Below are 18,803 nucleotides of genomic sequence, written 5' to 3' on the forward strand. Positions count from 1 at the left end.
TCGCCCACCGCGGCCAATCTATTCGGCCGCAGCCGTCTTCATCACGGGAAACACGAAGCACCGCCCCCGCCGGATCATCAGCCAGAGCGCGGTGCCGGGTTTCGGCAGGAAGACGGATGGCACCGTCGCCTTCAGGACCGAGCCGTCATGGTCCATCAGAAACTCGACCAGGCTTTCCCGACCCATGTAGCGCGAGCGGATCACGGTGCCGCGCGCGGGCACGCCGTCCTCGGGTGTGGGGTTGGGGCCGCGCCCGTCGCGGTCGAAGTCGATACGGATGTGCTGGGGGCGGATCACGATCTCGACCTCGGTGCCGTCCGGCACGCCGGGAGCGAGGAAGACGCCGAAGGGCGTGTCTGTCAGTGCGCCGCGCACCGTGCCCCGGATCACGTTGATATCGCTGAAGAACGCCGCCGCACGCCGGTCGACGGGGGCATTGTAGACGTTATAGGGTGCGCCCCGCTGCACGATTTCGCCTTCGCGCATCAGCGCGATCTCGTCGGCCATGCGCATCGCCTCGTCCGGCTCGTGGGTGACCAGAAGAACGGCTGTGTTCTCGGCCTTGAGGATGTCCAGCGTCTCGTCCCGGATACCGTCGCGCAGCCGGTTGTCGAGGCCCGAGAACGGCTCGTCCATCAGCATCACGCGGGGCCGCGGCGCGATGGCGCGGGCGAGCGCCACGCGCTGCTGCTCGCCGCCCGACAACTCGTGGGGATAGGCGCTGCCGAAGCCCGCAAGGTGCACCTTTTCCAGCATCTCCTCGGCCCGCTTGCGCTTGGCGGCCTTGGCGCCCGAAAGGCCGAAGGCCACGTTGTCGATGACCGAGAGATGCGGGAAAAGCGCGAAATCCTGGAACATCAGGCCGATATGGCGCGCCTCGGGCGGCAGGTGGATGCTGTCGTCGGACAGGACGGTGCCGTCAAGAAGGATGCGCCCCCGGTCCTGCCGGTCGACGCCCGCGACAAGGCGGAGCGTCGTGGACTTGCCGCAGCCCGAAGGCCCAAGAAGGCAGGTCACCTGCCCCGGCGCGACATTAAGCGAGACGTCATGCACGACGTTCCGCCCGCCGAACCGGCGGGTCAGTCCTTCGACCACCAAGCCTTTGGCTGTCGTGCTCACGGCGTGCCTCGTCCCCAATTCCGACCGAAGCAGTCGGAATTGAGGCGGAATAACAACGCCCGCCCGGTCAGGCAAGCATCAAAGGGCCTCAGTCGGCGTAGACGATCGCGTTGGGCGAGGTCGCGGAGCCGTCGAATGTGATGTCGGTGCTGCCCCCCCGAAGCGCCGTGGTGGGGTTGTCGAGGAAGAAGAGCTCGATGTCACCGCCGGTGATGTCCCGGACAACGCCGTCCTCGTCGATCTCGAGCGCCCCGTCGAGCGGCGCGAAGAACGTCCCGCCGCCCACCGCCGCAGAGGAAAGAAACGTGATCTCGCCATCGACCGCGCGGCCCTCGCCCGCGATGGTGCCGGAGCTGTCGATCGTGCCCGCGTAAAAACCGTTGGCCGTGCCGTCGACCGTGGTGTTGGCGAAATCGACAGCAACCGTCAGGCTGCCGAGCATGCCCTCGGTGGAGACACCGAAATCGTCGACGATATACATGACGCCGGTATAGGTGGGCGTACCGCTGCCGGGCAGGCTGGAGCTGAGCGTGAGACCGCGCGTACTCTCGTAGACGTCGGCATATTCGTCGCCGAGGGCGGCAAACTCTGCCGGCGTCGGACCGCTGGACACGGGTGGCGTGGTGCCGCCTCCACCGCTGTCCTCGCCGCCTCCGTCAAACCAACCACACCCGGAAAGCGCAACACAAACTCCTGCAATTACGACGTATTTCATCATTTCTCCCAATTCACCGGTCCCTGATCCACGCCCATTCAAACGGGGGATTCGGGTCCGGTGAATTGGGCAGATGCCCTACATCGTGATGTTGGTGCCGCCGCCGTCATGGAGGAGGTTCTGGCCAACGATGAAGCCGGCGTGAACCGAGCAGAGGAATGCGCAGGTCGCGCCGAATTCCTCTTGCGTGCCGTAGCGGCGCACGGGGATCGACGCCTCGCGCTTTTTCCGGGCCTCTTCGAACGAGATGCCTTCCTTGTTCGACACGCCGGTGTCGAGCGACACGGCCCGGTCGGTATCGTGAATGCCGGGCAGAAGGTTGTTGATCGTCACGCCCTTGTCGGCCACCTGCCGCGAGGTGCCGGCGACATAGCCGGTCAGGCCGGTGCGGGCCGCGTTCGACAGGCCGAGAACACCGATGGGCGCACGCACCGATTGCGAGGTGATGTTGACCACGCGGCCCCAGCCCCGCTCCATCATGCCGGGGACCAGCGCCTTGATGAGCGCGATGGGCGTCAGCATGTTGGCGTCGAGCGCCTTGATGAAGTCTTCGCGGTCCCAGTCGGTCCACATGCCCGGAGGCGGGCCGCCCGCGTTGGTCACGAGGATGTCGACCTCGCCCGCGACCTCGAGCACCTTGGCCTGGCCCTCTTCGGTTGTGATGTCTGCGGCGACGGCGGTGACCTCGACCCCGTAGGTAACGCGGATGTGCTGCGCGGTGGCCTGCAGCGCCTCATCGCCGCGCGCGTTCAGGATAAGGTTGACCCCCTCACCCGCCAGCGCCTCGGCGCAGCCGCGCCCAAGACCCTTGGACGACGCGCAGACCAGCGCCTTTTTGCCCTTGATACCGAAATCCATGAAAAACCTCCCCTGAGTGGTGACCCGGGGGAGGTAGCGTGTAACACGCGGATGTTCAAATGGTGGTTTTTAGCGCGACCTGTCGTCTGCCGCCAGACGGGCGTCCCAAGAATCTCCGCCCACAAGGAAATCGGTACCGTTTTCGCGCGCAATCAGCGCCCTTGCGCTGCTCAGGGCGAACGCACCCACCATATCTCCATCGACCGTTACACCTTCAAGCGCGCCATCGGCGGTGAATACGAAGTTGTTGCCAGTTATTCCCGATCCAACAAAGGCCAATTCGTTGTCCGAATTTTCCGGAAGATCCGCTATCCGTGTATCCGGATCGCCATTCGTCTTTAGGTTGGTCGAGAAAAAGTTGTTCGCTGTACCACTGAGATTGGCATCCGACGCCCCGAAATCCACAGCTATCGCGACCTGACCGATGTAACCGGTGGCCGATACCGGCGTAGCATCGGCCGTCAAGTCTTGACCGATCACGATCACACCGTTGTAGGTGGCAGTGTCATTAGTCGGCAAAGTTGATGTCGGAGTACTTGAAAAATAGCTGGTAAGCCGCTCGGTTTCGGCGATCAGACCATCAAAACCTGCCGGTCCGGCACCAAGATCGACGCCTGTCCCACCATCACCACCGCCGCCGCAGGCGGTCAGGGCCAGAAGCGCAGCGCCGGTTATTACAAAACGAATGGACATTGGTAACTCCCCACTAAAACCCGTGGCGAGGGTATCCTGCGAGCGCGCGGGTTCAAGCGGGAAAATCCGATTTGTCGGAAAATGGCTGTTTCCGCCGGTGCATACGGTCGGAATAGGCGGACAATCGCGGGATTTCACCGCGACTGTCCACGTGGCGCTTGTCCCAAGGCTCAGCCCATCGGCGCCATGAAGAAGCTCTCGCGCACGATCTTGTCGCCGTCCGTCTCGTAAAGCGCGACCTCTTTCGCCTTCCAGCGCTGGCCGGTCGTCGTGTCCTCGGCGTCGATCTCGAAAATCAGGCTGAAATTGTTACCGTTGATGAACGGGCCTTCCAGCTCGGCGCTGTGCACCTTCATCGTGTTGTTCCACCACTCATGCTTGGCCTCGATCGCGGCGCGGCCTTCGGAGACGGGCGACTGGCCTTCGGGGGCCATGGGTTCGATGGAGACGGCATCATCGGCGTAAAGCGTCTTGAGCGCCTCTCCCTCGGTGCCGGTATTGCAGTGCTGGACGAGTTTCTCGGCGATATCCTTAACGGACATGGTGTTTCCTCTCTGAAAAAGGCTCGAACTCAAATCAAATGTTCTTGTTATGTTCGCAGCCTAATCTCAGACCGACACCCCCGTCAAGTCAGCTTCTCAGGGCCTCGATCAGCTCGTCCTTGGTCATGTCGCTCCGCCCGTCGATGTCGAGCTCCTGCGCGCGCTCGTAGAGCTCGTCCTTGGTCCATTCCTCGTAAGGCGGCTGCTTTCCGCCCTTCTGGCCGGGGTCCATATCGTCATTGGCCTGCGCATTGGCGATGGCCGCCGCCTTGCCTTTGGAATAGCCCTCGTCGCGGAGGCTTTCATAGGCCTCATCGTCCTTGATGCTGGGGCCGTGGTCCTTGGTCATCGTGGTCTCCTTGTCCGTTCAGGGGTAAACGCTGCGTCCGCGCGTGCTGTTCCTTGCCAGCGCACGCGCGGGACCGTATAGGCGGCGCATCATGCTGGACCGAGCCTCGAACACCGCCCCCCTGCCCCCGGAAATCGCGCGTCGCCGGACGTTCGCGATCATCTCGCACCCGGATGCGGGCAAGACCACGCTGACCGAGAAATTCCTGCTTTATGGCGGCGCGATCCAGATGGCGGGTCAGGTCCGCGCCAAGGGCGAGGCACGGCGGACGCGATCGGACTTCATGCAGATGGAAAAGGACCGGGGTATCTCGGTCTCGGCCTCGGCGATGTCGTTCGATTACGGCAAGTACCGCTTCAATCTGGTGGACACGCCCGGCCACTCGGATTTCTCGGAAGACACATATCGCACCCTGACGGCGGTGGATGCGGCGATCATGGTGATCGACGGCGCGAAGGGCGTGGAAAGCCAGACCCAGAAGCTGTTCGAGGTCTGCCGCCTGCGCGATCTGCCGATCCTGACCTTCTGTAACAAGATGGACCGGGAAAGCCGCGAGACCTTCGAGATCATCGACGAGATCCAGGAGAACCTTGCCATCGACGTGACGCCCGCCTCCTGGCCCATCGGGACGGGACGCGATTTCATCGGGTCTTACGACATGCTGCGGGACCGGCTGGAACTGATGGAGCGGTCGGACCGGAACAAGGTCGCGGAATCGATCAAGATCGACGGGCTGGACGACCCCAAGCTGGCCGAGCATGTGCCCGCCGCGCTTCTGGAGCAGCTTCGCGAAGAGGTCGAGATGGCGCGCGAGCTGCTGCCCGCCTTCGACCGGCAGGCCTTTCTGGACGGGACGCTGACGCCGATCTGGTTCGGCTCGGCCATCAACTCGTTCGGGGTCAAGGAACTGATGGACGGGATCGGGGACTATGGCCCCGTGCCGCAGCCGCAATCGGCAGAGCCGCGCCAGATCGCACCTGAGGAGGACAAAGTCGCGGGCTTTGTCTTCAAGGTGCAGGCCAACATGGACCCCAAGCACCGCGACCGGGTGGCCTTTGTCCGCCTCGCCTCGGGGCATTTCGAACGGGGCATGAAGCTGACCCATGTGCGGTCGAAAAAGCCGATGGCGATTTCCAACCCGGTGCTGTTTCTCGCGTCCGACCGCGAGCTGGCGGAAGAGGCGTGGGCGGGCGACATCATCGGCATTCCGAACCACGGGCAGCTTCGTATCGGCGATACGCTGACCGAGGGCGAGACGCTGAAGGTCACGGGCATCCCGTCCTTCGCGCCCGAGCTTCTGCAGAACTGCCGCGCGGGCGATCCGATGAAGGCCAAGCATCTGGACAAGGCACTGATGCAGTTCGCCGAGGAAGGCGCGGCCAAGGTGTTCAAGCCGGTGCTCGGCTCGGGCTTTATCGTGGGCGTCGTCGGCCAGCTTCAGTTCGAGGTTCTGGCCAGCCGGATCGAGCTTGAATACGGCCTGCCCGTCCGTTTCGAGCCGTCGCAGTTCACCTCCGCCCGCTGGGTCAGTGGCCCGAAGGACAAGGTCGAGGCGTTTGCGCAGGCCAACAAGGGACACATGGCCCAGGATAATGACGGCGATCTCGTCTACCTGACGCGGCTTCAGTGGGACATCGACCGGATCGAGCGCGATTATCCCGACCTTACGCTGAGTGCGACCAAGGAGATGATGGTCTAGGCAACCGCCCTGTCGCCCCGCACCCAGAGCGCCGCGTCGCGGAGGTCGAACGCCAGTGACACCGCGTTGACGGCGAAGAGCACCGTCGGGAATAGCGCGCCGAGAAGCGGCCAAAGCACAACCAGAAGCGGCGTCCAGAACACCAGATGCGAGAAGGCCATGGCGCGGGAAAAGCCGCGCTGGACCAGTAGCAACACGAGATTTGGGGCGAGCCCAGCCACGGCCAGCGCCGCGATCAGCCCCCCGTTCGGCTGGCCGATTAGCGTGACAGTAGCGAGGTTTACCGGAACGAGGACGACAGCGATCCAGACTCTGACCCAGAGCGGCAGCGCGCAAAAGCTCGTCCAGATGGCTTCTATCCGTCCCATTCCCGCGTCCCGCAGTGCGCCCGGCTCGGCCTAGCGCGCGCAGCTTGGCCACGCAACCGCTGCGACTTGTGGATAACCCTGTTCGCGAAATCTGACACTCGGCGCCTGACAGATGACGTGAAGTCACGAGGACATCGCTTTCCGATAACAACGGCAGACCCGGTGATCCGGTCCTATCCGCAGCCCGTTCGACGCATGACGCGGCGTCAGGCGATAGGACCGGATCGGCCTCAAATCCGATTTTTCTGAGAAAAGCGGAAATTCTTCGGCATTTCAGATGCCTCCTGCGAAACGGAAACAAGTTTGTCGATTTCCACGCATTGTTGCCGGAACGAAAGGGCGCATTGACCAGAGGGCATTCTTGCCCTACCTCTCACGCACCTAGGCGGGGGCTTGTGGACAAATGAGCTCAGGGTCATCCGGACCCGCCCGCGACAATGCCGACGGGCCGTGAATTTTGGTCCGTAATATATGGACCAATATGACGAAATTCACCGATCTGGCCCTCGGGCCGAAAATCCTCAAGGCTGTTGAAGAAGCAGGCTACGAGACGCCGACACCCATTCAGGCCGGCGCCATCCCTCCCGCCCTCGAAGGACGCGACGTCCTGGGCATCGCACAGACCGGCACGGGCAAGACGGCCAGCTTCACGCTGCCGATGATCCACATGCTGGCACGCGGCCGCGCCCGGGCGCGGATGCCGCGCAGTCTTGTCCTGTGTCCGACGCGGGAACTGGCGGCGCAGGTGGCGGAGAACTTCGACACCTATTCCAAGAACGTGAAGCTGACCAAGGCGCTTCTGATCGGCGGCGTCAGCTTCAAGGAGCAGGACCAGCTGATCGACCGGGGCGTGGACGTCCTGATCGCGACGCCGGGCCGTCTTCTGGACCATTTCGAGCGCGGCAAGCTTTTGCTGACCGGCGTGCAGGTCATGGTGGTGGACGAGGCCGACCGGATGCTCGACATGGGTTTCATCCCGGATATCGAGCGTATCTTCTCGCTGACGCCCTTCACGCGGCAGACGCTGTTCTTCTCGGCCACCATGGCGCCCGAGATCGAGCGCATCACCAACACCTTCCTGTCGAACCCCGTCCGTATCGAGGTCGCCCGTCAGGCGACGGCGTCCGAGACGATCGCGCAGGAAGTCGTGATGACCAAGACTGCCCGTGGCGAGAAGGGCGCACGCGAGAAGCGCGCGATCCTGCGCGGTGTGATCGAGCGCGAAGGCGAGAAGATGACCAACGGGATCGTCTTCTGCAACCGCAAGGTGGACGTGGACATCGTCGCCAAGTCGCTGAAGAAATACGGGTTCGACGCGGCCCCGATCCATGGCGATCTGGACCAGTCGCAGCGGACGCGCACGCTGGACCAGTTCCGCGATGGCGGGCTGAAGATCCTCGTGGCCTCCGATGTGGCGGCGCGCGGTCTGGACATCCCGTCGGTCAGCCACGTGTTCAACTATGACGTCCCCACCCATTCCGAGGATTACGTCCACCGGATCGGCCGAACGGGCCGCGCGGGTCGTGACGGCAAGGCGGTGATGATCTGCGCGCCGTCCGATGAAAAGCTGCTGGATGCGATCGAGAAACTGATCGACAAGGCCATCCCCCGCGCCGACGCGCCCGAGGTTCAGCTTGACGACAAGCCGCAGCGCGGCCGCCGCAAGAAGGACGATGAGGGCAGTGACGAGGGCGAAAGCCGGGGTCGTGGCCGCGGCCGTCGCCGCAAGGACGAGGCCAAGGCGGAAGAGATCGTCGAGGCGACGAATGAAAACGCTGCCCCCGCCGAGGCCGAAGCCGAAGTGGCGAGCGAGCCTGCAGAGGCCCGCTCCGACAAGGACAACACCCGGGGCGGCCGCGGCCGTCGCGGCGGGCGTGGCGGCAATGATGACCGGGGGGGCAACAAGGTCGTCGGCATGGGCGATCATATGCCCAGTTTCATCGCCAAGAGCTTCGAAGAACGCAAAGCGGGCTGATAAGGCGATTGCCCTGCCCTAAGCCATTGAAAAGGCCGGAGACGCGAGACGCGTTTCCGGCTTTTCTTTTGGGTGATCAGAGGCCGACGCGCCCCGCGCTCCAGCCCTCGTCGATCCGGGCGATGATCGCGTCGAGATCGGCGAAATCGCTGAATTTCTCGGTATGCGGGATATCCTCCACCGGCACGGTGCGGATGCCTTCGGTGTAGAGCACGAAGGGTTGCCCCGCGGCGAGCGCGGTCTCGGCGTCGATATCGCTGTCGCCGACGTAGAGGCAGCGCTCGGCGCCAAGCACGCGCATCGCCTCGAAGATCGGGTCGGGGTCGGGCTTGCGCCGGGGCAGATCGTCGCCCGCCAGCACCACCTGGAAATCCTGCGTCAGGCCCGCCGCCTCGAGCGTCGGGCCGAGCGGCGCGCGTGGCTTGTTCGTGACAAGGCCGAGGGCCACGCCCTGCGCATGGAGCCGGTCGAGCGCCGCCCGCGCGCCCGGCATGAGCGGCGTGTTGCGCGCGGCGATCTTATAGTGCTCGACGAAGCGCGGCAGGATCGCGGCCTCCTCGCCTTCGGGCAAGGCCGTCGCAGCGATCATGCGCTGGACGAAGACTTTTTCGCCCCGCCCTACGAAGCCCACCGTCAGATCGGGGCCGATGGGCGCGACATCCCACTCGGCCAGCGTAGCATTGGCCGCTTCGGTGATACCGCCGAGGCTGTCGATCAGCGTCCCGTCTAGATCGAAGAGAACCGGCGTCATGCGGTCAGGCGGCTGATGACAACCGTAACCTCGGGCTTCTTGCCGATCTCGTCCTGCGCGACCTTGCGGGCGATCTGCTTCAACTCGTCTTCCAGCTTGTCGTCATCCGCCAGCGTCTTGCGCTTGGCGCGGCCCAGAAACTGCGACAGGTCTTCTTCCATCACCTCGGCCAGAGGTGCATTGGAACTGCCGGTTTCGGGCAAGCCCCGAAGCTCGACCCACGGTTCGCCCAGGGGCTCGTCATCCTCGATGATGAGCGTGACGAGGACATGGCCGTTCAGCGCCATGCGGATACGGTCCCGCACCACGCCGTCGAGCGCGCCGATCTGAACCGACCCGTCGAGATAGGTGCGCCCCGCCTCGACATATTCTGCCACCACGGGCCGGTCGCCGGTCAGGTCCACCATGGTGCCGTTCGGAGCCACGACGCCCGGAATGCCGCGCGCCTCGCCGAGCGCCTTGTGGGCGCGGAGGTGACGGTGCTCGCCATGCATGGCGACCAGCATCTGGGGTTTGATCAGCTCGTGCATCTGTTCGAGGTCGGGCCGGTTGGCATGGCCCGACACGTGGTAGAGCCCGTCCGAGTCGTCCACCACGTCCACGCCCATCTCGGAGAAGGCGTTCATGATGCGGATGACGCCCCGCTCATTGCCGGGGATCGTCTTTGACGAGAAGAGGAACATGTCGCCCTCGGCCATCGTCAGGCCGAGATATTTGCCCCGGCTGAGCGAGGCCGACGCTGCGCGCCGCTCGCCCTGGCTGCCGGTGACGATCAGCATCAGGTTGCCGCGCGGAATGCTGGTCGCCTCTTCCGGGCTGACCACGGTGGGGAAATCGGTGAGGACGCCGGTCTCGACGCTCGCCTCGATCATCCGACGCATGGCACGACCCAACAGGCAGACCGAGCGGCCCGCCGCGACGCCGGCTTCGGCTAAGGTTTTCACCCGCGCTACGTTCGACGCGAAGGTGGTGGCCACGACCATGCCGTCCTGTGCCTGGATCAGCTTGGTGATCTCGGGGCCGAGCGATGCCTCCGATCTGCCCGGATTGGGCGAGAAAACGTTGGTGGAGTCGCAGATCAGCGCCTTGACACCCGACGCCCCGATTTCGCCCCACATCACGGCATCGAAGGGCTCGCCCACCAGCGGGGTGGGATCGAGTTTGAAGTCGCCCGTATGGACCAGCCGCCCGGCGGGCGTGTCGATGACGAGGCCCGAGGACTCGGGGATGGAGTGGCTGATCGGCACGAAACCCAGCTTGAACGGGCCGGCCGTCATGGTCTGGGGCCATGGCGGGATGACGGTGACGTTGTCAGGGTTCTGGCCCTGCTCTTCCATCTTGCGCTTGGCGTGATGGGCGGTGAACTCCCGCGCATAGACCGGAGCGCGCAACCGCGACCAGAGATGGCCGACCGCGCCCACGTGGTCTTCGTGCGCGTGGGTGATGAAAATGCCGTCGATGCGGTCGGCGCGCTCTTCCAGCCATTCCACGTCGGCGAAGATCAGGTCGACCCCGGGCGATCCCTCCATCTCCGGGAAGGTCACGCCAAGGTCCACGACGATTAGCCGCTCCTTTCCGGGCGCGCCGTATCCGTAGACATAGGCGTTCATGCCGATTTCCCCGGCCCCGCCGAGGGGCAGGTAGATCAGTCTGTCATTACTCATGTATTTTCCTTGTTGAACCGATGGATGACCGTCAGGCCATGCATGGTCAGATCGTCTTCGATTGTATCAAATAGCCCGTCGGCGCGGTCGAACAACGGGGCGAGGCCACCGGTGCCGATGATGCGCATGGGGCGATCGTATTCCGCCTTGATCCGTCCGCATATCTCGCGGACGAGGCCGATGTAACCCCAGAAGATGCCCGACTGCATACATGCGACCGTGTTGGTGCCGATCACGTTCTGGGGCTGGGTGACGTCCACGTTGGGCAGCGCGGCGGCGGCCATGTGCAGCGCCTCAAGGCTGAGGTTCACCCCCGGCGCGATCACTCCGCCCACATAGGCGCCATCTTCGGCCACCACGTCGAAGGTGGTGGCGGTGCCATAGTCCACCACGATCAGGTCGCCGCCATGTCTGTCATAGGCCCCGGCGGTGTTGACCAGCCGGTCCGGGCCGACCGAGGTGCCCGCATCCACACGCGGCGCGGCGGGCAGCAGGCAGTCGGGCTTGCCCACGACAAGGGGGCGCGTGTTGAAGTAGCGGTCCGAGAGGACACGCAGGTTGAACACCACGCGCGGCACGGTGGACGAGACGATGACCTCGTCGATGTCCATTGGCAGGCCCTTGTGCTGCATCAGCGTCGAGAGCCAGACGTAATACTGGTCCGCCGTCCGCTGATGCTCGGTCGAGGCGCGGAAGGTGGCGAGAAACTCGGACCCGTTCCAGACGGAAAAGACGGTGTTCGTGTTGCCGCAGTCGATGCAGAGCAGCATGGTCGTTCGGCCTTTCTAGAAATAGATATCCGCCGCGGGCACGGTCACCCGGCCCTTCGGCGTCTGAAGCACAAGCTGGCCCGCCTCGTCCACGGACTCGAACGTGCCGGTGATCTCGTCACGGCCCGTATGGGCGGTGATGACCTCGCCCAGCCGGGCGGCGTGCTGAAGCCAGCGCTCGCGGATCGGGCCGAAGCCGAAGCGCTTGAACAGCGCCTCTTCGGTGGCCATGCTGGAGGCGATGGCCGACAGGAACTCGTCGCGGGGCATCGGGTGACCGCCCTCGCCCCGGACGCTGACCGGCGGGAAAGCGGCGTCGCGCACGTCTTCGGGGACCGTCATCAGGTTGACGCCGATCCCGATAGAGAGCCAGTCGACGCGGCCACCCGCCCCGGCGCTTTCCAGAAGGATGCCAGCCACCTTGCCTCCGTTGAGCAGGACGTCATTCGGCCATTTCGTCGCCAGCGCGTCGCGGTTGACCTGAAGCGCAAGCGTTTCAAACAGCGCATTGGCGGCGAGGAAGGAGCGAAGCGCTGCGGCGGCAGGATTGCCGCGCGGCTTCATCACGAAAGTGGCCGAGAAATTGCCCTTGGGCTGTGACCACTTCCGGCCCCGCCTGCCGCGTGCGGCGGTCTGGCGGCGGGCCATGATCCATGTCGGGCGGTCCAGCGTTGGAGCACGGCGCTGCGCCTCGGCCATTGTGCTGTCGACCTCGTCGAGGATGATACGGCCGGTGCCGTCGGGCCAGGGGAGCAGGTGGTCAGACATCGATACCCCCGAAAGCAGGCCGCCCGCCCCCATGGCGGGGGGCGGGCGCGATGCGGGGCTGTCGCCCCGGCGAAAGGGTCATTCCGGGCTTAATTGACAAGCGTCGCCGCCGCGGCCGCCGCCACCCCTTCGATCCCGAAGAGGTTGATGACACCCACGACCATGATCACCGCCGAGGCCACCAGCGCGCCCCAGAGCACCGGCGAAGTGCCGGTATCGAGGTGGTTCTCGTCAGCGCCGAAATACATCAGGTACACGATGCGGAGGTAGTAGAACGCGCCGATGACGCTGGCCACCACGCCCGCGACGGCGAGCCATGCGAGGTCCGCCTCGACCGCTGCCAGAAGCACGTAATACTTGCCGAAGAAGCCCACCAGCGGCGGCACGCCTGCGAGGCTGAAAAGCAGCACCAGCATGCAGAGCGCCTTGACCGGGTCGCGGCGCGAATACTGGCTGAGCGACGCGATCTCGACCACCGGGTTGCCGTCCTTCTCCATGGCGAGGATGAAGGCGAATGTGCCGATATTCATCGTCACGTAGATCGCCATATAGACCAGCATCGCCTGCACGCCGAAGGCGGTGCCGGCGGCAAGGCCCATCAGCGCATAGCCCATATGGGCAATCGACGAATAGGCCATCAGGCGCTTGATATTGGTCTGACCGATGGCCGCGACCGCGCCGAGGAACATCGAGATCACCGACAGGAAGGCCACGATCTGCTGCCAGTCGCCCACGACCCCGCCGAAGGCGTCATGTACGACGCGGGCGAAAAGGCCCATAGCGGCGACCTTAGGCGCGGTGGCGAAAAACGCTGTGACAGGCGTGGGCGAGCCTTCGTAGACGTCCGGCGTCCACATGTGGAACGGCGCGGCCGAAACCTTGAACGCAAGACCCGCGATGACGAAGACGAGACCGAAGAGAAGACCGAGCGGCGTCTCGCCCTGAGCGGCCTGAATGATACCAGCGAAAGACGTCGTTCCGGCAAAACCGTAGACCAGCGAGGCACCGTAGAGCAGCAGGCCCGAGGACAAGGCGCCGAGCACGAAGTATTTGAGGCCCGCCTCGGTCGATTTCACGCTGTCCCGGCGAAGCGAGGCGACGACGTAAAGCGCCAGCGACTGAAGCTCGAGCCCCATGTAAAGCGCGATCAGGTCGCCGGCCGAGACCATCATCATCATGCCGACAGCGGCCAGCGCGATCAGAAGCGGGTACTCGAAGCGCAGAAGCCCCCGCCTCTGCATGTAGCCCTCGCTCATGAGCAGGATCACCGCCGCCGACAGAAGGATCGTCACCTTGGCAAAGCGCGCGAAGGCGTCGTCGATGAACATACCCTCGAAGGCGACCGAGGTGCCCCGCCCCTGAAACCCGATCCAGAGCGCCACGGCCACGAAAAGCCCCGAGGTCACCCAGAGAAGAAGCGGCGCGAGCTTGTCCTTGCCGCCATAGACGCCGACCAGAAGCGCGGCCATCGCATAGATCGACAGCACCAGTTCGGGCAGGATGATCGAAAGATCGCCGGGTTGCATCAGTTCGCCCCCTCATTCGCCGCAACCATGTTCTCGGCTGCGAAGTCGGCCACGGCGGTCTCGTACTGGCCCAGAAGGGCTTCAACCGAGGGGCCGATGATATCGGTCACAAGGCTCGGGTAGACGCCGAGCAGGATGGTCATGACGATGAGCGGCGCGAAGATCCAGCGCTCGCGGCTCGTCATGTCGGAAATGCTCTTCAGGCTTTCTTTGATCAGGTCGCCCATGACGACCCGGCGATAGAGCCAGAGCGCATAGGCGGCGCTGAGGATCACGCCGGTGGTCGCCATGACCGCAACCCAGGTGTTGGCCTGGAACATACCCATCAGCGTCAGGAATTCGCCCACGAAGCCCGAGGTGCCGGGCAGGCCCACATTGGCCATGGTGAACAGCATGAACACCGCCGCATAGGCCGGCATCCGGTTCACCAGACCGCCATAGGCGTCGATCTCGCGGGTGTGCATCCGATCATAGATCACGCCGACGCAGAGGAAGAGCGCGCCCGAGATGAAGCCGTGGCTGAGCATCTGGAAGATCGCGCCGTCGACGCCCTGCTGATTGGCCGCGAAGATGCCCGCCGTGACGTAGCCCATATGGGCGACCGACGAATAGGCGATGAGCTTCTTCATATCCTCCTGCATGAGCGCCACCAGAGACGTGTAGACGATGGCGATGGCACTGAGCCAGAGGACGAAATCCGCCAGAAGGTCGGAGGCGACCGGGAACATCGGCAGCGAGAAGCGCAGGAAGCCGTAGCCGCCCATCTTCAGAAGGATCGCCGCCAGAACGACCGAGCCCGCCGTCGGCGCCTGAACGTGCGCATCCGGAAGCCAGGTATGAACCGGCCACATCGGCATCTTGACCGCGAAGCTGGCGAAGAAGGCGACCCAGAGCAGGGTCTGCAAACCGCCCACGATCTGGAAGCCCCAGACATCCAGCGTCTCGGAACCGAAATTGTGGGCCAGAAGCGTCGGGATGTCGGTGGTGCCCGCATCCACATACATCGCGATCATCGCGACCAGCATCAGGACCGAGCCGAGGAAGGTGTAGAGGAAGAACTTGAAGGACGCGTAGATCCGCTCTTTCCCGCCCCAGATGCCGATGATCAGGAACATCGGGATCAGCCCGCCCTCGAAGAACAGGTAGAAAAGGACGAGGTCCAGCGCGCAGAACACGCCCAGCATCAGCGTTTCCAGAACGAGGAAAGCGATCATGTATTCCTTGACCCGGTGTGTGACGTCCCAGCAGGCAAGGATCACGATGGGCATGAGGAACGTGGTCAGCATGACGAAGAGCACGCTGATCCCGTCCACGCCCATCTTGTAGGTCAGGCCGAGGATCCACTCGTCCTCCTCGACGAACTGGAAGCCCGGGTTGGTCGGATCGAAGCCGAACAGGATAAAGAGCGAGGCCAGGAACGAGGCCGAGGTCGCGGCCAGCGCCAGCCATTTGGCGTTCTTCTGCGCGGCCTCGTCATCGCCTCGCAGGAACAGCGCGAGGATCACCGCGCCGATCAGCGGGATGAAGGTGACGATCGAGAGGAGGTTGTCGAGAAGCATTATTCAGCCCCCCCGGCGATAGACATCCACGTGATGAGGACGGCGATGCCGACCACCATCCAGAACGCATACGTGAAGATGTAGCCAGACTGCGCACGGCCCGCGAGGCGGGTGAAGAACGGCACCACGCCCATGGCCAACCCGTTGAGCGCGCCGTCGATGGTCGCGCCGTCGCCCTTCTTCCAGAGGAAGCGGCCGACCCACATGGCGGGACGTACGAAGAGGAAGTTGTAGGCCTCGTCGAAATACCACTTGTTCAGCAGGAAGCGGTAGAGCGGCGCCTGGTTCTCGGCCAGTTTGGCCGGCAGGTCCGGGCGGCGGATGTAGAACTGGAACGCCGTCAGGAAGCCGATGAGCATCGCGACGAATGGCGAGAGCTTGACCCAGACAGGCACCTCATGCGCGTCGTGCAGCACGTGGTTGTCGTCACCGATATAGATGGCACCCTGCCCCGGCGTCTGGACGCGCGGCTCGGAGCTTCCGTGACTGTCGCTCTCCTCGCCCGCCGCATGGGCCGCACCGACAATGCCCAGAAGCTGCGAGTGGCTTTCGCTTTCGGCCTCGACCGCGGCGGTCTTGATGCCGAACCACTTGTCGACCGAGGACTGGCTGCCGAAGAACGGCTTGTACCAGACCATGCCGGCAAGGATCGCACCCACGGCCAGAACGCCGAGCGGCACGAGCATGACGCGCGGGCTTTCATGGGCGTGCTCATGGGTATGCTTGTCGCCCCGCGGCTCGCCGTAGAAGGTCAGGAACATCAGCCGCCAGGAATAGAAGCTGGTGAAGAGCGCCGCGATGACGAGGACCCAGAAGGCGAACATCGACGCATCGGTGCCGCCCGCGAAGGCGCTCTCGATGATCGCGTCCTTCGAGACGAAGCCCGCGAAGCCCACCGGGAAGCCGAGATAGAGAAGCGGGATGCCGACACCGGTGATCGCCAGAGTGCCGATCATCATGGCCCAGAACGTGTAGGGCAGTTTGTTCTTCAGACCGCCATAGTTCCGCATGTCCTGCTCGTGGTGCATCCCGTGGATGACCGAACCGGCGCCGAGGAACAGCATCGCCTTGAAGAAGGCGTGGGTGAAAAGGTGGAACATCGCGACCGAGTAGACGCCCACGCCAGCCGCCACGAACATGTAGCCAAGCTGCGAACAGGTCGAATAGGCGATCACTCGCTTGATGTCGTTCTGGACCAGACCGACGGTCGCCGCGAAGAAGGCGGTAGAGGCGCCCACGATGACGATGAAGGTCGTGGCGGTGGGCGCGAATTCCATCACCGGCGACATGCGGCAGACGAGGAACACGCCCGCAGTGACCATGGTGGCCGCGTGGATCAGCGCCGACACCGGCGTCGGGCCTTCCATCGCATCCGGCAGCCATGTGTGCAGAAGAAGCTGGGCCGATTTGCCCATGGCGCCCACGAAGAGCAGGAAGGCGATCAGTTCGGCGGCGTTCCAAGAGGTCCAGAGGAAGCTGATCTCGGTTTCCGCCAGCGTCGGCGCGGCGGCGAAGACATCGTCGAAATTGATCGAGTCGACCAGGAAGAAGATCGCGAAGATACCGAGCGCGAAGCCGAAATCCCCCACGCGGTTCACGACGAAGGCCTTGATGGCAGCGGCGTTGGCCGAAGGCTTGCGGTAGTAGAAGCCGATCAGCAGGTACGAGGCGAGGCCCACGCCCTCCCAGCCGAAGAACATCTGGACGAGGTTGTCGGCGGTCACCAGCATCAGCATGGCGAAGGTGAAGAACGACAGATACGCGAAGAAACGCGGGCGATAGCTTTCGCCTTCGCGGAAGTTGTCGTCATGCGCCATGTAGCCGAAGGAATAGAGGTGCACGAGCGCCGAGACGCTGTTGATCACCACCAGCATGATCGCCGTCAGCCGGTCGAGCCGGATGGCCCAGTCGGTGGCGAGCGTGCCCGACTCGATCCAGGTCAGGATCTGGATCTGCTGGGTCTCGCCGTCGAAGGTCAGGAAGATGATCCAGCTCAGAAAGGCCGCGAGGAACAGAAGGCCGGTGGCCGTCCACTGAGCCGCCTTTTCCCCGATAAGCCGCCAGCCGAAGCCGCAGATCAGCGCTCCGATCAGGGGCGCGAAGAGAATGATCGTCGCCATGTCGCCTTACCCCTTCATCACGTTGACGTCTTCGACGTCGATCGTGCCGCGGTTCCGGAAGAAACAGACGAGGATCGCAAGGCCGATGGCGGCCTCGGCGGCGGCCACGGTCAGGACGAAGAGCGTAAAGACCTGCCCCGCCAGATCGCCCAGATAGGCCGAGAAGGCGACAAGGTTGATATTGACCGCCAGCAGCATCAGCTCGATCGACATCAGAAGGATGATGACGTTCTTCCGGTTCAGGAAGATGCCGAAAATCCCGATGACGAAGAGCGCCGCGGCGACCGTCAGGTAATGCTCAAGTCCGATCATAGGTCCCTCTGATACGGCTTAGTCGTGCCCGATTGCCGGGCGTTTTCAACGTCGCGGCGGGCGGGCGTTTTCGCCTCTGCCCGCGCGGTCGGATATGTCGCGGCCCCGGTCACTTGAAGACCCCGCAGGCCAGCGCGGCGACCGATGCCTCGGGCGTGCCGAGCGCCAGACGCTCCATGTCCGGCTGGTCGATGCGGGCGCCGTCGCCTTCCGAGATGATGCCAACGGCGAAAGGCGCGCAGGTGATCAGGCGGGTCACGGTCTGGGTGATCCCGTCCGGCCCGGTGCGCTCGGTTGTGAACTCGATGGCGCCGTCATCGCGCTTGAAGGCGTTCTGAAGGCTATAAGTGGCGTCATCGCCCGGAACGGTGAATGTCGTGATGTCGGAGGGTAGCTCGATGGGTGTTTCAACCTCCTCGACAGCCGCTTCGGCGGGAACGGCGTCGGACAACTCGGGCGTGTCGCCCGGCCGCGCCGCGTCTTCGACTTCTTCTGCAGTGGGGGTCGCAGCTGCGGCGGCGCTGTCGGGCGCGTCCTGACCGGCAAGCCGGTCTGCGAGGCCCTGAAGCCCCTCTTCAACATCCGACCGGATGTCATTGGCCGCCGTCTCGGCCTCCTGCAGCGCGGCTTGGGCTTCGCTGGCGACCTCGGCAGCAGCGGCTTCGGCCTGACTGGCCACGTCGGCTGCTGCGGCTTCAGCCTCGGCCGCGAGGGCGCCAGCTTCAGCCTGGACCTGTTCGGCGGCGGCGCTGGCCTGATCAGAAATGCTTTCGGCGGCCTGCTCGGCCTCGGTGGCGGGCGCCTCGGTGACCTCTGGCTCCGCATCGGACAGCACTTCGGGTTCGGGGGCGGGCTCTTCCAGAACGATATCGGGCGCGCTGGCGATCTGATCGCTCTCTTCGGCGGTCCAGCCGAGATAGATGGCGAACAGCAGAACGGCGGCCAGACCGTAGATGGTCCAGCGGAAGAGGTTGCCCATCGCGCCGAAGACGCCTTTGCCCTTCTTCGCCATCGG

At 64.2% G+C, this 18,803-nt stretch carries 18 protein-coding genes; 2 read left to right on the plus strand and 16 right to left on the minus strand.

Going from position 1 to position 18,803, the window contains the following annotated elements; translation table 11 throughout:
* Nucleotides 1-18: 18 nt before the first annotated feature.
* From GQ651_RS07760 to GQ651_RS07785, 6 genes are all read right to left on the minus strand, one after another.
* Nucleotides 19-1,119 carry an ABC transporter ATP-binding protein gene (locus GQ651_RS07760; RefSeq protein WP_319637354.1) on the minus strand — a complete coding sequence of 367 codons (1,101 nt, stop codon included), beginning with the start codon at nucleotides 1,117-1,119 and terminating at the stop codon, nucleotides 19-21.
* Nucleotides 1,120-1,207: 88 nt separating this feature from the next.
* Nucleotides 1,208-1,834 carry a hypothetical protein gene (locus tag GQ651_RS07765; protein ID WP_160763602.1) on the minus strand — a complete coding sequence of 209 codons (627 nt, stop codon included), beginning with the start codon at nucleotides 1,832-1,834 and terminating at the stop codon, nucleotides 1,208-1,210.
* A gap of 78 nt (nucleotides 1,835-1,912) precedes the next feature.
* Nucleotides 1,913-2,692 (minus strand): SDR family oxidoreductase, encoded by a 780-nt coding sequence (locus GQ651_RS07770; protein ID WP_160763603.1) that lies wholly within the window; start codon nucleotides 2,690-2,692, stop codon nucleotides 1,913-1,915.
* Between the two features lie 69 nt (nucleotides 2,693-2,761).
* Nucleotides 2,762-3,385 (minus strand): HupA family protein, encoded by a 624-nt coding sequence (locus GQ651_RS07775; protein WP_160763604.1) that lies wholly within the window; start codon nucleotides 3,383-3,385, stop codon nucleotides 2,762-2,764.
* A 170-nt stretch (nucleotides 3,386-3,555) separates the two neighbouring features.
* Nucleotides 3,556-3,927 carry a nuclear transport factor 2 family protein gene (locus GQ651_RS07780; protein ID WP_160763605.1) on the minus strand — a complete coding sequence of 124 codons (372 nt, stop codon included), beginning with the start codon at nucleotides 3,925-3,927 and terminating at the stop codon, nucleotides 3,556-3,558.
* Nucleotides 3,928-4,015: 88 nt separating this feature from the next.
* Nucleotides 4,016-4,276, minus strand: coding sequence for a DUF7218 family protein (locus GQ651_RS07785; RefSeq protein ID WP_160763606.1), 261 nt, complete (start codon nucleotides 4,274-4,276; stop codon nucleotides 4,016-4,018).
* Between the two features lie 91 nt (nucleotides 4,277-4,367).
* Here GQ651_RS07785 and GQ651_RS07790 point away from each other — a divergent pair, with 91 nt between their 5' ends.
* The gene (locus GQ651_RS07790; protein ID WP_160763607.1) at nucleotides 4,368-5,975 is read left to right on the plus strand and encodes a peptide chain release factor 3; all 1,608 of its coding nucleotides are present in this window, start codon (nucleotides 4,368-4,370) and stop codon (nucleotides 5,973-5,975) included.
* On the opposite strand, the gene GQ651_RS07795 is transcribed toward GQ651_RS07790, so the two are convergent.
* On the minus strand, nucleotides 5,972-6,343 hold the full coding sequence (locus tag GQ651_RS07795; RefSeq protein ID WP_160763608.1) for a hypothetical protein: 372 nt from the start codon (nucleotides 6,341-6,343) through the stop codon (nucleotides 5,972-5,974). The genes GQ651_RS07790 and GQ651_RS07795 overlap by 4 nt on opposite strands.
* A gap of 481 nt (nucleotides 6,344-6,824) precedes the next feature.
* On the opposite strand from GQ651_RS07795, the gene GQ651_RS07800 reads away from it, so the two are divergent.
* On the plus strand, nucleotides 6,825-8,318 hold the full coding sequence (locus GQ651_RS07800) for a DEAD/DEAH box helicase (RefSeq protein WP_160763609.1): 1,494 nt from the start codon (nucleotides 6,825-6,827) through the stop codon (nucleotides 8,316-8,318).
* Between the two features lie 76 nt (nucleotides 8,319-8,394).
* Here GQ651_RS07800 and GQ651_RS07805 read toward each other — a convergent pair whose 3' ends face one another.
* The 9 genes from GQ651_RS07805 to GQ651_RS07845 all read right to left on the minus strand — a co-directional run bounded on the left by GQ651_RS07805 (nucleotide 8,395) and on the right by GQ651_RS07845 (nucleotide 18,800).
* Nucleotides 8,395-9,069 carry an HAD-IA family hydrolase gene (locus tag GQ651_RS07805; protein WP_160763610.1) on the minus strand — a complete coding sequence of 225 codons (675 nt, stop codon included), beginning with the start codon at nucleotides 9,067-9,069 and terminating at the stop codon, nucleotides 8,395-8,397.
* A complete protein-coding gene (locus tag GQ651_RS07810) occupies nucleotides 9,066-10,733 on the minus strand; it encodes a ribonuclease J (protein ID WP_160763611.1) in 1,668 nt (555 codons plus the stop codon). The genes GQ651_RS07805 and GQ651_RS07810 overlap by 4 nt, the downstream gene beginning before the upstream one ends.
* Nucleotides 10,730-11,503: a type III pantothenate kinase gene (locus GQ651_RS07815; protein ID WP_160763612.1), complete on the minus strand. Its 774-nt coding sequence runs from the start codon at nucleotides 11,501-11,503 to the stop codon at nucleotides 10,730-10,732. The genes GQ651_RS07810 and GQ651_RS07815 overlap by 4 nt, the downstream gene beginning before the upstream one ends.
* A 15-nt stretch (nucleotides 11,504-11,518) precedes the next feature.
* A complete protein-coding gene (locus GQ651_RS07820; protein WP_160763613.1) occupies nucleotides 11,519-12,271 on the minus strand; it encodes a biotin--[acetyl-CoA-carboxylase] ligase in 753 nt (250 codons plus the stop codon).
* Between the two features lie 89 nt (nucleotides 12,272-12,360).
* Nucleotides 12,361-13,797, minus strand: a complete 1,437-nt coding sequence (gene nuoN / locus GQ651_RS07825; RefSeq protein WP_160763614.1) for an NADH-quinone oxidoreductase subunit NuoN — start codon at nucleotides 13,795-13,797, stop codon at nucleotides 12,361-12,363.
* Nucleotides 13,797-15,356 (minus strand): NADH-quinone oxidoreductase subunit M, encoded by a 1,560-nt coding sequence (locus GQ651_RS07830; RefSeq protein ID WP_160763615.1) that lies wholly within the window; start codon nucleotides 15,354-15,356, stop codon nucleotides 13,797-13,799. The genes nuoN and GQ651_RS07830 overlap by 1 nt, the downstream gene beginning before the upstream one ends.
* Entirely contained in the window at nucleotides 15,356-17,476 is a 2,121-nt protein-coding gene (gene nuoL, locus GQ651_RS07835) for an NADH-quinone oxidoreductase subunit L (protein ID WP_160763616.1), read from the minus strand. The genes GQ651_RS07830 and nuoL overlap by 1 nt, the downstream gene beginning before the upstream one ends.
* 6 nt (nucleotides 17,477-17,482) lie before the next feature.
* Complete coding sequence (nuoK, locus tag GQ651_RS07840) at nucleotides 17,483-17,788, minus strand: NADH-quinone oxidoreductase subunit NuoK (protein ID WP_160763617.1); 306 nt, start codon at nucleotides 17,786-17,788, stop codon at nucleotides 17,483-17,485.
* A 109-nt stretch (nucleotides 17,789-17,897) separates the two neighbouring features.
* Nucleotides 17,898-18,800, minus strand: coding sequence for a hypothetical protein (locus tag GQ651_RS07845; RefSeq protein ID WP_160763618.1), 903 nt, complete (start codon nucleotides 18,798-18,800; stop codon nucleotides 17,898-17,900).
* Nucleotides 18,801-18,803 lie beyond the last annotated feature (3 nt).

Source organism: Kangsaoukella pontilimi (genome assembly GCF_009830125.1).
Lineage (GTDB): Bacteria > Pseudomonadota > Alphaproteobacteria > Rhodobacterales > Rhodobacteraceae > Kangsaoukella > Kangsaoukella pontilimi.